The organism is Duganella sp. sic0402, assembly GCF_019219065.1.
In the GTDB taxonomy this organism is placed as follows: Bacteria; Pseudomonadota; Gammaproteobacteria; order Burkholderiales; family Burkholderiaceae_D; genus Rugamonas.
In genome coordinates, this window is record NZ_JAHUWK010000005.1 from 229339 (window position 1) to 242822 (window position 13484).

Here is a 13484-nt window from a genome sequence, read left to right on the forward strand (position 1 = left end):
GTTAGACCTGGATTCCTTGTCTCGCGAACAATATTACATCAGACAGGTTCCGCTTCGTCGCGCACTATGAGCGTCAACGCACCTGCGACGATCATGCATACGCCGCCCAGCATCAGCGTCTTGACGCTATGGCCGGCGAACCAGTGTTTGGTCACAAAACCCAGCACCAGGCCACTGACGATCTGCGGGATCACAATGAAGAAGTTAAACACACCCATGTAGTAACCCATGCGGTCCGCCGGCAGCGAGCCGGCCAGAATCGCATACGGCATGGTCAGGATGCTGGCCCAGGCGATACCAACGCCGATCATCGGATAGAACAGCGTATCCAGATCGTGTATCGCATAGATGCTGAACAGGCTGACGCCACCGATAATCAGGCAGACCAGGTGCACGAACTTACGGCTGGTATGACGTGCGAACACAGGCAGGATGAACGCCGCCAGCGCCGACACGCCGCCGTACACGGCGAACATCACGCCGACATGGTTGCCAGCTTCCTGGAACGCGGCCGATTGCGCGTCGGTGGTGCCGAACACGTTTTCGCTGACGGCGTTGGTGGTGTATATCCACATCGCGAACAGCGCGATCCAGGTGAAGAACTGCACGACTGCCAGCTGCACCATGGTCTTCGGCATTTTGGCGAAGCCGCCGAAGATTTCTTTCAGTCCGTTGAACAAGCCCTTGCTGCGCTGCTGCTCGGCGCGAAACGCGGCCAGGTCTACCGGCGGCAGTTCTTTCGCGGTCAGCACAGTCCACAGCACGGCCAGGAAGTACACGACGCCGCCGGCGTAGAACGAGTAGCGCACGGTGTCTGGAATCGCCCCATCGACCGGCACATTGCTGACCCCAAAGTGGGTGAAGATAGTCGGCAGCAGCGACGCGATCACCGCACCCCAGCCGATGAAGAAGGTTTGCATCGCAAAGCCGGCGGTCTGCTGGCGCGGGCCAAGCTTGTCGCCGACAAAGGCGCGGAACGGTTCCATCGACACGTTGATGGCGCCATCCAGCAGCCACAGCACCACCACCGCCATCCACAGTGACGAGGAATTCGGCATCAGGAACAGCGCGATCGACGCCAGCAAGGCGCCGATGAAGAAGAAGGGACGGCGGCGGCCCCAGGTCGGGTGCCAGGTGTTGTCGCTCAGGTAGCCGATGATGGGCTGCACCAGCAAACCGGTGACCGGCGCGGCCAGCCAGAACAGCGACAGATCATCGGGATTGGCGCCCAGCGTGGAGAAAATCCGGCTGACATTGGCGTTTTGCAGAGCGAAGCCAAATTGAATGCCGAAGAAACCAAGGCTCATATTCCACAGCTGCCAGAACGACAGGATGGGCTTGTTGCTGGAAGAGTGCATGCTGCGCGTCCCGATTTTAAAATTTGTAGCAAAATAACACGCTGACCTATGCGTGTCAATCTCAAGAACTTCCTAGTAAAATAAAGGGAAAAGCCTGTTCAGAGGCCCGGCTATGGTGTCAAATGTAGCCAAACAACAAAACCCAAGACCCCACTGAGACTCCGTTCATGTCCATTAACTCATTTGCAACACTGGCCGCTGCCGCCTTGCTGGCCAGCCACGGCGCGCAGGCACAAAACGCCGACCGCAAGTTCGACAGCGTCACCGAGCGCGACGGCCACTTGGAAGTCCGCACCAGCGACGGCAGCTACCTGATCAAGCCCTACTCCGCCGGCATCATCGAAACCACCTTCGTGCCGTCCGGCGAAAGCACCGATCCGGCATCGCACGCAGTGGTGCTGGCGCCGGCCGCCGTGAAAACGACGCTGAAACAAAAAGGCGGCAGCATCGAATATGCCACACCTGGGCTGGTCGTCACCATTACCAAATCGCCTTTCCGCATCGCCTACGCATATAAGGGCAAGCCGCTGGTGGCCGAGAAGCGCGGCTACATTCGCGTCAAGGACGACGTGGCGACCGGCAGCAAGGATATCAACAAAGGCGCAGCGCGCGAACTGGAAGCCATCGAGTTTGCACTGGATAAAAACGAAGCCTTGTACGGCGCCGGTTCACGCGCCGTCGGCATGGATCGGCGCGGCCACAAATTCACGCTGTATAACAAGGCGCACTACGGCTACGGCGACCGTTCGGAGTTGATGGGCTACACCATGCCAATCGCGCTGTCGTCGAAAATGTACGCCATCCACTTCGACAATCCGCAGACCGGCTATCTGGACTTCGACAGCAAGAAGAACAACAGCCTGACCTATGAAGCCATCGGTGGACGCAAGACCTATCAGGTGATCGCCGGCGACAGCTGGGAAGACGTGATCGGCAACTATACCAGCCTGACCGGCAAGCAGCCTTTACCCCCACGCTGGGCCTTCGGCAATTTCGCCATGCGCTTCGGCTATCGCAATGAGCAGCAAGCGCGCGACACGGTGAACAAGTTCATCGCCGACGACATCCCGCTGGATGCGATCGTGTTCGACCTGTACTGGTTCGGCAAGGAAGTCAAAGGCACGATGGGCAACCTGGCCTGGGACAAGGACAACTTCCCCCACCCCGAAGCGATGATCGCCGACTTCCGCAGCAAGGGCGTGCAGACGGTGGTAATCACCGAACCGTTTGTGGTGGACACCTCGCAGCGCTGGCAGGAAGCGGTCGACAAAAAAGTGCTGGCCACCGGGCCGGATGGCAAGCCATTGGCCTATGACTTCTTCTTCGGCCATACCGGCCTGATCGACATCTTCAGCAAGCAAGGCAAGGACTGGTACTGGGACATTTACAAAAGCCTGCGCCAGCAAGGCGTCACTGGCGTCTGGGGCGATCTGGGCGAGCCGGAAGTGCATCCGACCGAACTGCGTCACGCCACCGGCACTGCCGATCAACTGCACAACATCTATGGTCATCAATGGGCCGGCCTGGTGTCGGAAGGCTATCAGCGCGACTTCCCTAACGAGCGCCCCTTCATCCTGATGCGCGCCGGCTATTCGGGCACGCAGCGCTACGGCATCCTGCCGTGGTCAGGCGACGTTAATCGCGGCTGGGATGGACTACAATCGCAGCCGGAGATTTCGCTGCAGATGGGGATGCAGGGCCTGGGCTATATGCATTCGGACCTGGGCGGCTTCGCCAATCCGGTACTGGACGATGAGCTGTATCAGCGCTGGCTGCAATACGGCGTGTTCCAGCCGGTGTTCCGTCCGCATGCGCAGGAAGAAGTGCCGTCCGAGCCTGTCTACCGCGAAGCGAAAACCAAGGCGCTGGCGCGCGAGGCAATCCGCCTGCGCTATCGCCTGCTGCCTTACAACTACACACTCGGCTTCGACAACAACCAGCAAGGCTTGCCGCTGATGCGCCCGATGCTGTACGAGGAGCCGGGCAACGCCAGGGTGCGCGCCATGTCGTCTACCTATTTGTGGGGCAAAGACCTGCTGGTCACGCCGGTGCTGAAGCAAGGCCAGAAGACCGCAGATGTGTACTTCCCTGCACGCAGCGCGTGGTTCGATTTCTACACCGGTGAAAAGCAGGCTGGCGGGGCCACCCGCGCCATCGCCCTGACGGCGGACCACGTGCCGGTCTATGTCCGCGCGGGCGCCTTCATCCCGATGAGCAAAGTCGTGCAGACCACGCGCGACTACAACACCCGGAGCATCGAGCTGCACTACTGGCATGACGCTTCGGTACACGCCGGCGCTGGCAAGCTGTATGACGACGACGGCCTGACCGCGCAAGCCTATGAACAAGGCAAGTACGAACTGCTGAGTTTCAGCAGCACGCTGCAAGGCAAGGCGCTGTCGCTACGTGTGGTGTCGGAAGTGGGCCGGCAGTATCAGCGGCCGGAGCGTGAGATTGCGCTGAGCGTGCACAATATAGGCGCTGCGCCTGCGTCGGTGCGGGTGGATGGCAAGGTCGCAGTGTTCGCGTGGGATGCGGCAGGCAAGCTGCTGACGGTGCAACTGCCGGCCAGTGCTGAGGCCAGCCGCGCCATCGACATCGCGCTGTAAAAGGCCACGTCAGCTCGACGGGAAATTCAGCTCGCCATTGCGGATTCCCCGTCGGCGCTCCTTGCGCACCAGTTCCAGCTCGCTGATGAGGAACACTTCCTCGTTGAGATAGTGCGCCCGCTCCCAGACGCAGAACACGGAGGGCTGCGTGCCCCGCTCGCGCACAGGGTCATCGGCGCGCCCGATGACCAGCATTTCGATATCAGATCCAGTGGCGCGTACCAAATCACCTGCATCCAGGTTACCCATCGCTGTCGCTCCCCAAGGCTGTTCTTGCATATTACGCATGAATTATCCTCGATAACAACTGCAAATCAGCTGAGCTGACTTCGCTACAACAATCCTCTCATCCAACCCGGTCCAGCAACTGCTGCTGAGCTCGTTCACTGAGCACCAGCACCAGCTTCAGCCGGGCGCGCGTCATGCCGACAAACAGCTTGCGCAGCACCAGTTGATCCATCTGTTCAAAATCGATCTCGGTGAAGATGATGGCCGGCGCGGACTGTCCCTTGAAGCGGTATACCGATTCCGCCAGCAGGCCGCCCTCGCGATACTGAGGATTGCCAAACAAATCGTATTCGCCGGTGAAGGACTTCAGTGTATGCACATCGCTCAGTTGGTCAAGGTGAAGTATCAGCGAATGCTCGCGGCCGCGGAACGAGGCAATCGCGATATCGTGCCGTGAGAAACCGGCGCCCAGGCATAGCGTCACCGCACGCCGGGTTTGCGCCAGCATCGCCTCGTGATCGCCATGCGGATAGCTCAGCTCCTCGATGTCGGCGCCCTTGAACGGGCTGCCTGCCTCCACGGGAACTTGTGTTGCTCCGATGGACGCCAGGATATCGACGATCTGCCGTGGACTGCGGTAGTTGGTGTCGGAATGCAGCGTCACCCAGCCGGGCAAAGGCACGCTGTCGCGGCCGTACAGGTTTTGATTCGGATCTTCCAGCCAGATTGCCCGGCCGCCATCTTTGAGCATGCGCAGCAAGATATCGCGCCACACCACCGAAAAGTCCTGGCCCTCGTCGACGATCAGCACATCGTACTGCCAGTCCGTCGGCAGCGGCTCGGCGCTCATCTGTGCTTCAATCTGTTCCCATACATGGGGCGCGGCGTAGTTGGGTATCTGGCCGTGCTCGCGCGCGAACGCATCGCTGAGCGAATGGAAACTGGTGACGCGCCCCCCCGGCGGAACCAGTTGGCTAATATGATCGGCCAGCGGCCGGTTATAGCAGACATACAGCGGGCACAGACCGGCGTCGATGGCAGCGGTGTACTCCGACAGCGCCAGCTGCGTCTTGCCGCTGCCGGCGGTACCGACCACACGCAGGCGGAACGGCGCAAACTCCAGCCGGTGCGCCCAGGTCGCCAGGCCGCCCGACAGCCGCGCCACCATGCGCGCGGCGTTGCCGATCATCGCGCTGGGGTCGGGGCGCAAGCTAAGCATATTGCCGAGAAAGCGGGAGACTTTATCAAATTGCGCGTCCGGCTTGGGATCGTCCACCGGCAGCACATCGCGCACCATCTGCGCCAGCTTGTGCTTGCTGTTGGCGTCGATGATGTGGCGCGGATCGAGTCCGGCCAAGTGCGGATCGCGCACAATGTAGTCCGGGCAGTACAGCACATAATCGATCGACAGCTCGGCGCCGAAACGTTCGGTCAGCACACGGATCGAACGCATGATGTGCTGCGCCACGCGGCGCGGCTTGCCGGCGTACTGCTTCACCAGGCCATCCGGCGTTTCATTCAGAAAGCCGGCGATCTGCTCAATCAGCAGCACCCGCCCATTCGGCGCGACAATCACAAAGTCGACCTGGTCGAAGGCCGAAAAGCCCTTCTCCACATTAGTCCAGTGCACGCCGTGATAGATATGATAGGGCGATTCCGCCAGCGTCGCATTCAGGTAAGCCAGCGTCTCAATCTCACGCGCCGCCGCGCCAGTCGCCGACATCTCTTGCCAGCCGGTAGGATGAAGATAAGCCATGTCATCTAAAAATATGGGGTCAAAATATAGGGTCAGTTCTGCCTATCGTACACGAACCCAACACTAGTCGGCTCTCACAGCCGAGCTTGTGTACGTTTGGCAGAACTGACCCCGGTTTCGGGGGTATGATGGTGCGCTGCCGTACCAACATACCAGGGAGATGTCTGTGACACCAAAAATTATCAGCACGCTGCTGGCGGCCACGCTTGCCGCCACCGGCGCTACCGCGCTGGCCGCCTCCGCCGCAAAACCTACCGCCGCCGAAGCCGAGCGCTTTTTGGCCGATACCGAAGCCAGGCTGAATAAGCTGAATAACGAACAGGCCCGCGCCGCCTGGGTCGGCTCGAACTTTATCACTGATGATACCGAAGCCATCGCCTCGTATTTCGCCGAGCGCTATTTGAGCGCTTCCGGCGAGGCGGCCATCGGCGCGCGCCGCTTTAATGGGCTGAAGCTGGCGCCGGATGCCGCGCGCAAGCTGATGCTGTTGCAGCAGACCGTGGTCTTCGCCGATCCAAAGGAACGCGAACAGTACGCGACGCTGCAAGCGGCCTTGAACGGTGCTTATGGCAAGGCCAAGTACTGCCCGAAAACCGGCGACTGCATGGCGCTGGGCGAAATGGAAAAGGTGCTGGCCACCAGCCGCGATGAGGCCAAACTAAAAGAGATGTGGCTGGGCTGGCACGTCCAGGCGCAGGACTACAAGCAGAAGTACACCGAATATGTCGCCTTGTCCAACAAGGGTGCCAAGCAGATGGGCTTCGCCGATACCGGCGCGATGTGGCGCTCGCAGTACGATATGCCGCCGGAAGCTTTCTCGGCCGAGATGGAGCGCCTGTGGCAGCAGGTCAAGCCGCTGTACGATTCGCTGCACACTTACACCCGCCACAAGCTGCGCGCCACCTACGGCGCGGATGTCGTCCCGCTGACTGGCCCGATTCCGTCCCACCTGTTCGGCAATATGTGGAGCCAGAGCTGGACCAATCTGTATCCGATCCTGAAGCCGGCCACAGAGGCCACCAGCTATGATCTGAGCAAGGTGCTGGAGCAGCGCAAGACCGACGCCAGGCAGATGACCCAGTACGCCGAAGGCTTCTACACCTCGCTGGGCATGCAGAAGCTGCCGCAGTCGTTCTGGGAGCGCTCGCTGCTGACCAAGCCGCGCGACCGCGATGTGGTGTGCCACGCGTCCGCATGGCCGATCAACGAGAAGGACGATGTGCGCATCAAGATGTGCATCACCCCGACCGCAGAAGACTTCACCGTGATCCACCACGAGCTGGGCCACGTCTACTACTTCCTCGGCTACACCAAGCAGCCTTTCCTGTTCCGCAACGGCGCCAATGACGGCTTCCACGAAGCCATCGGCGACACGGTGGCGCTGTCGATCACGCCCGCCTACCTGAAGCAGATCGGCCTGATGGACCAGGAGCCGGACGTCACCGCCGACATCCCGCAACTGCTGCAGCGCGCGCTGAGCAAGGTGGCGATACTGCCGTTTGCGTATTCGGTGGATAAATGGCGCTGGGATGTCTACTCGGGCAAGACCAAGCCGGCCGACTATGACAAGCGCTGGTGGCAGCTGCGCGAGCAGTACATGGGCATGAAGCGTCCCGCACCGGGTGACGACGCCAAGGGCTTTGACGCCGGCGCCAAGTACCACGTGGCAGCCGATGTGGCTTACGCGCGCTACTTCCTGGCCGATATGCTGCAATTCCAGTTCCACCGCGCGCTGTGCCGCGAGGCCGGCTACAGCGGTCCATTGAACCGCTGCTCCGTCTACGGCAACGCCAAGGCCGGCGCCAAGCTTCAGCAGTTGCTGGAAATGGGCGCCAGCAAGCCATGGCCGGAGGCGCTGAAGGCCATCTCCGGCGAAGATAAAATCGACGGCAACGCGCTGCTTGAATACTTCGCTCCGCTGAAGACCTGGCTGGACCAGCAGAACGCAGCTTTGGCTGCCGCCGAAAAGAAGTAAGCCTTACTCAGTAAGCCTTACTTCATAAGGATTACTTCGCGGACGCATCGGCCGACACTGCGGTGGCCGGTGCGTTTTTCACGTACTTATCAAACCAGCGCAGCATCTCATACACCAGCTGTTCGTTCGACTCGCGCGCGGCGTACCAGTGCGGCTCGTGCGGCAGCATCACCAGACGCGTCACACCACCATTGCCACGGATCGCCTCATACAGCTTGGTCGATTGCAGCGGCGTCGTGCCCGGATTGGCGTCGTCCGCGCCGTGCACGATCAGCAGGGGCGTCTTCAGCTTGTCAGCATAGAAGAAGGTCGAAGCCTTGGTGTACACATCCGGCGCTTCCCACACCGAGCGGCGCTCGTTCTGGAAACCGAAAGGCGTCAGCGACTTGTTATACGAGCCGCTGGTGGCCGCACCAGCGCGGAACAGATCCGAGTGCGCCAGCAGGTTGGCCGTCATCAGCGCACCGTGGCTGTGGCCAGTCACGCCGACACGATTCGGATCGGTCACGCCCAGGCGCACCGCTTCGTCCACTGCCGCCTTGGCGTTAGCCACCAGCTGCTCGGTGTACGTGTCATACGCCTTGCGCGGATCGCCAACGATAGGGAAGGCGGCGCTGTCGATGATGGCGTAGCCCGACAGCAGCAGCAAGCGATACTGGCGCAGGCGGGTGAAGGTGGCTTGCGAGCCGGTGGTCTGGCCAGCCTTGGATGCATCCGCATAGTCCAGCGGATAGGCATTCAGGATGGTCGGCAGGCGCGTGCCCTCTTTATAGCCCGGCGGCGTGTACAGCGTAAACGACAGCTCCAGGCCATCGGCGCGCTTGTACTTCACAAGGCGCTTCTTGATCTCGCGCACTTGCGGCACAGGATCGGTCAGGCGGGTCAGCGCCACGCTGGTCGACGCATAGCCTGGCTCGCCCGTTTCTGCGGTGGTAGCGGCGCCCAGCGTACGCACGAAGGCGTTCGGCGTTTCTTCCGCTGATTGATACCAGGTCAGCAGACGGCTGGTGTCTTTGCCTGCGAAGCCGATGAATTGCTCATACGAGGTTTTGCCGCTGCGGAACAGGCGCTCCCCCTTCTGCGTCTTCAGGTCGAACTTGTCCAGGAAGGGGCGATCGCCATCCGGCGAGGAACCGGCGCCGGACAGGAAGATACTGTCTCCATCAACGCGGATCACCGAGTAGCCATTTGCCAGGCGGCGATGCACCGGCGAGCCAGGATTGCTGTACTTCTCGTCGACCGACATATCCCAGATCAGGCGGCGCGAATTTTTCGCGTCGTCGACATTCAGCTGCCAGGTGCGGCGCCATTTGCGGTTGACATCGTAGTCGCTCAGCATCGCCACGCCCGGCTGCTCGCTCCACGACAGGCCGGCGTAGCGCTGCTCGGTGCGGGTGATTTCCACCGGCGTGCCGGTGAATGGGGCTTTCAGCAGCATCAGCTTGTCGCGTTCAGCCGCCTGCACTTTCGGATCGCCGCCATCCAGCGCTTCCGCCCACACCAGCGTGGCCGCATCGGTCGGACGCCAGGTGAAGTTGCGCGGGCCGGTCGGCACGCCGCGGTTCGGCACACGGTCGGCCAGCGGCAGCGCGGCGATCTGACGTACGATAGGATTGGCGTCCTTGGCCGGACGCTGCGCCAGGTCCCACAGGTCGATCTGTTTCGGGAAGCGGTCGAAGGTGGTCACATACGAATACGGTGGACGGATTTCCGTCACCACCACATGGCGGCCATCCGGCGCCACGCTCAGTTCTTCGTACAGGCCAGGCTTGCCGACCGGGGTGATCTTGCCGGTCGCGGCATCCACCAGCGCCAGTTGCGAGGTGCCGTAATAGTTGAACAGCTCTTCATCGTGACGGTTGCGCAGCGTGTCGCGGTTTTCATAGGTGCTGCTCTGGCCTTTTTCACCCAGCGATTCCTGAATGCCTGGACCGTCCGAACCTGGCGGCGCGACCGGCGGGCCTGTGCGCGCCGACACCTGTTTGACCAGCAGCGTTTTCTGGTCCGGCATCCATTGCATCTGGTCGCCGAACATCTGGTTCAGGCGCACGCCAGGCAGGCGGCGCACGGCGCCGGTTTTGGCGTCGCCGATCCACAGCTCGACCGCTTCGTTAGTGATGTTCTCAAAAGCGAAGCGCTGGCCGTCGGCGCTCCATACAGGACGGCGCGGGCAAGCGTCGGCCGGCAGCTTGACGGCGGTCTGCTTGCCATCGGCAACCTGCACCAGATCGATCGCGCTGACGCACGGCGGAATGCCATAACCACCCGGCGTATCGTGCTGACTGCGGTTGCCCGGTTCGATGCGCACACCGGCCAGGCGCAGGAACGGCGTCGCGACTTTGGCGATCGACGGATAATCCTGCATGGTGACCAGCATCAGCTTGTCGCGGGTCGGGCTGAGCGAAGGCGATGGCGGCGGCGAGGCGCGCATCACATCGAGGATTTCCTTCGGCGGCTGGCTGTAGACGCTGGCGGCTGCAGCAGTGGGTACTGCCGGTGTAGGCGCGGCCATCGCGGTGGTCATGCCTACCGCGAGCGTGGCGCTGACAAGCCCGCGCAAGAGATGTTTTCCCTGCATTGTGGTTTCTCCGTGGTTAAAAAAAAAGCGGCGCCCCGAAGGACGCCGCTCTATCTTAAGCGAAATTGCTTAGAACTTGTAGTTCAGGCCGGCCAGCACGGTGCGGCCGTATTTCGCGTACTCCAGCTGCTGTGCGCGGTCGCCGTTGTAAGTCTCGTAGGCGGCATTGCGCAGGTTATTCACTTGCACTACCAGGCCCAGGCCCTTCATCGCGCCGGTTTCGAAGGTGTAGCCGATCTGGAAGTCGATCACGTTTTCACCCACCACATAGCGCAGCGCGCGGTCGTTGGCGAAGTTGCCGATCTCACCCACGAAGTCGGAACGGCGACGTTGGCTGACACGGGTTTCAAAGCCATTCTTCTCGTAGTACACGGTCAGATTGGTGGTGCGCTTCGACAGGCCAGGCAGCGGGATGTTCTGGCCGATGCTGCCGCTTGGATCTTCGATGGTGATCTTGCTTTCGGTGTAGGTGGTGCTGGCGCTCACGCCGAAGCCGTCCAGCGACTTGGTCAGCATGTTCAGCGGCAGCGAGCCCGACAGCTCCACACCCTTCAGATTGCCGCCATTGCCGTTGTACGCGGCATTGTAGGTGCCGGTGCTGGTCAGCGGTGGCAGGGTGCCCTCTGGGTAGGTGTTCGGCAGGAAGTTCGCGAAGTCGAATGGACGGCCCTGGGTGAAGATATAGGTGTCCAGCTTCTTGAAGAACGCCGCTGCGGCGAAGTACGCCTTCTTGTCGAAGTACTTCTCGTACGAGATATCGAAGGCCTTGGCGCGCCATGGGTCCAGCTTGGCGTTGCCGCCGCTGGCGCCTGGTTCACGCTTGGTGTTGTCGATGTACAGGTCCAGCGCGGAACGCAGCTGGTCGACGCGTGGACGGGCCAGTTGCTTGGCCAGCGCCAGGCGCACGGTCTGCTGGTTGTCGAAGCCGAACGCCAGATTCACGCTCGGCAGCACGTCGGTGTAGCTCTTGCCATCGTGGATAGGCTTGACCACGCCAGGCGACACAGTACGGTCGAAGTAACGCGAATCCGACGACTGGTTGGTGTGCTGGATCTGCACGCCGATGTTACCGCGCAGGCTGACCGAAGGGCTCAGCTCAGCATCAATATTGGCCTTGGCATAGGTGGTCGCAACTTTTTCGCTGACTTCCCAGCTCTTGCCGATCAGGTAGTCGAGGTTATCGACTGGCACGAAGGACATATACTGGCTGACCAGGGCTGGCACATTCCAGGTTGGAATCGAACCGGCGCCGGCGAAGGCCAGGCTGGTGGTGCCGTATTGCAGGTTGCCCGGCACCGAGACAGGCGAGCCGACCAGATTGATCCCGCCTTCTGGCTGTTTCTTGTTCTTGCTGCGGTCAGCGTAATTGACGCCGAAATCAACACTGGAGAACGCTTTTTCCCACGAGCCGGAGATCGGCACGTTGATCGACAGCTTGGCGCTCTTCAGTTCATCTTCCACGCTAGGGGTCTTGCCATAGCCGGAACCATAGATGGTGTTGCCGATGTAGAGATTGGCCGGATTGCTGTAGTCCAGGCCGGTAGTCAGGCGCGAGTAGGCGCCATTGCCGTACACCAGATTGACCTTGTCCAGCAGTGCCGAAGCGCCGCCGTTGCTGTACTGCAGATTGTTTTCCAGGTTCAGCTCATCGCGCTTGGCGCTGGAGTAGCTCAGGTCGGCGAAGACGGTGAAGTCCTGCGTCTTGAATTCATTGCTCCAGCCGATAGCGCGGATGTCATCCTTGCGCTTGTTGTACATGCCGCGCACCAGAGGACGCACATCGTTCATCGTGCCGCTGGCGATGGTGCCGTTGCTGACGGTGATCGGGTTGTAGTTGGACTCGCCCTGCGACAGCGAAATCTCCAGCTGGTTGGCGGTTTCTTCGGCCTTGAAGCGCGAAGCGTACACGTCCACGATGCTGGTCCATTGCTTGTTAGGACGGTATTGCAGCACGCCCATCAGGCCGTCGCGTTCGTTGCGGCCGCTGCGGGCCACAGCCTTGATGCCGTCGGCAGCGAAGGTGCCGCTAGGCAGGCCAGTGCGCGCGTCGCGCTTCCATGGCTCGTACAAGCCGGTTTCGTTCGACAGGATCGGGGTTTCCAGGCGGGCGTAGCCCAGCGCGATACCGATCGTGCGGTTGGCGAACTGGTCGATATAGCTGGCGCTGAAGCGGGTGCCGGTGTCCTTGGCGTTGGCGATCTTGCCCAGCGAGTTCTTCTCGCCACGGGCGTTCAGCGCCACGGTACGGCCGCTGAAGTTCAGTGGACGCACGGTTTGCATGTCGATGGTGCCCGACAGGCCCTGGCCGACCAGGCTGGCGTCCGGGGTTTTGTAGACGGTCACGCCAGCCATCAGTTCCGATGGATACTGGTCGAATTCCACGCTGCGGTTGTCGCCGGTGGAGACTTGCTCGCGGCCGTTCAGCAGGGTGGTGGCGAAGTCCGGCGACAGGCCTCGGACCGAGATCACTTGCGCACGGCCGGCAACGCGCTGGGCGGCCAGGCCTGGCAGGCGCGAGATCGATTCAGCGATCGACACGTCCGGCAGTTTGCCGATGTCTTCGGCCGAAATCGCTTCAACGATGGAGCTGGCGTCTTTCTTGACCGAGATCGCGTCTTCGATACCGCGGCGGATACCGGCCACGGTCACCGACATGACTTTAGGTTCTTCTGCGGCTGGCGCTTCCGCAGCAGCGGTTTGCGCAAAGGCTGGCGCGGCGGCGGCAGCAATCAGCAAAGCGCAGCCGGCGGCGACAGGTTTCAGTGGGAATGCGGTGTGGCGACGCGTACTTGCGAAGATGTTCATTTAATGTCCCCTCTCATGACACAAATTTAAGTCCCGCAAGAGTTGCAACTACACGGGAACCAAGGAATAACGACGTTCTAAAGACGTTCTGCCAAGAATTCTGTACTAAAACTAGATTCGGTGTCAATTAAACTTCCCTGACACTACGGATTGAGAGGCGCTATCCATGGGGCCT

At 61.1% G+C, this 13484-nt stretch carries 7 protein-coding genes; 2 read left to right on the forward strand and 5 right to left on the reverse strand.

Annotated features, from left to right (window positions below; all coding sequences use genetic code 11):
* Window positions 1-38 precede the first annotated feature (38 nt).
* The gene (locus KW842_RS14990) at window positions 39-1358 is read right to left on the reverse strand and encodes an MFS transporter (protein ID WP_218304904.1); all 1320 of its coding nucleotides are present in this window, start codon (window positions 1356-1358) and stop codon (window positions 39-41) included.
* Window positions 1359-1525: 167 nt separating this feature from the next.
* On the opposite strand from KW842_RS14990, the gene KW842_RS14995 reads away from it, so the two are divergent.
* On the forward strand, window positions 1526-3967 hold the full coding sequence (locus KW842_RS14995) for a TIM-barrel domain-containing protein (RefSeq protein WP_218304905.1): 2442 nt from the start codon (window positions 1526-1528) through the stop codon (window positions 3965-3967).
* Between the two features lie 9 nt (window positions 3968-3976).
* Here KW842_RS14995 and KW842_RS15000 read toward each other — a convergent pair whose 3' ends face one another.
* Complete coding sequence (locus KW842_RS15000) at window positions 3977-4255, reverse strand: hypothetical protein (protein ID WP_218304906.1); 279 nt, start codon at window positions 4253-4255, stop codon at window positions 3977-3979.
* Window positions 4256-4313: 58 nt separating this feature from the next.
* Complete coding sequence (locus tag KW842_RS15005; RefSeq protein ID WP_218304907.1) at window positions 4314-5951, reverse strand: ATP-binding domain-containing protein; 1638 nt, start codon at window positions 5949-5951, stop codon at window positions 4314-4316.
* A 160-nt stretch (window positions 5952-6111) separates the two neighbouring features.
* Between KW842_RS15005 and KW842_RS15010 the strand changes: the two genes are divergently transcribed.
* Window positions 6112-7926 carry a M2 family metallopeptidase gene (locus KW842_RS15010; protein ID WP_218304908.1) on the forward strand — a complete coding sequence of 605 codons (1815 nt, stop codon included), beginning with the start codon at window positions 6112-6114 and terminating at the stop codon, window positions 7924-7926.
* Between the two features lie 31 nt (window positions 7927-7957).
* On the opposite strand, the gene KW842_RS15015 is transcribed toward KW842_RS15010, so the two are convergent.
* Window positions 7958-10486 carry a prolyl oligopeptidase family serine peptidase gene (locus KW842_RS15015; protein WP_229223704.1) on the reverse strand — a complete coding sequence of 843 codons (2529 nt, stop codon included), beginning with the start codon at window positions 10484-10486 and terminating at the stop codon, window positions 7958-7960.
* A gap of 87 nt (window positions 10487-10573) precedes the next feature.
* Window positions 10574-13309 carry a TonB-dependent receptor gene (locus KW842_RS15020; protein ID WP_218304910.1) on the reverse strand — a complete coding sequence of 912 codons (2736 nt, stop codon included), beginning with the start codon at window positions 13307-13309 and terminating at the stop codon, window positions 10574-10576.
* Window positions 13310-13484 lie beyond the last annotated feature (175 nt).

Excerpts from the sequence above, each read along its gene's own strand:
- KW842_RS15020 (WP_218304910.1), bottom strand. The coding sequence starts at position 13,309 with ATGAACATCTTCGCAAGTACGCGTCGCCACACCGCATTCCCACTGAAA.
- KW842_RS14995 (WP_218304905.1), top strand. The coding sequence starts at position 1,526 with ATGTCCATTAACTCATTTGCAACACTGGCCGCTGCCGCCTTGCTGGCC.
- KW842_RS15000 (WP_218304906.1), bottom strand. The coding sequence starts at position 4,255 with ATGCGTAATATGCAAGAACAGCCTTGGGGAGCGACAGCGATGGGTAAC.
- KW842_RS15010 (WP_218304908.1), top strand. The coding sequence starts at position 6,112 with ATGTCTGTGACACCAAAAATTATCAGCACGCTGCTGGCGGCCACGCTT.
- KW842_RS14990 (WP_218304904.1), bottom strand. The coding sequence starts at position 1,358 with ATGCACTCTTCCAGCAACAAGCCCATCCTGTCGTTCTGGCAGCTGTGG.
- KW842_RS15005 (WP_218304907.1), bottom strand. The coding sequence starts at position 5,951 with ATGGCTTATCTTCATCCTACCGGCTGGCAAGAGATGTCGGCGACTGGC.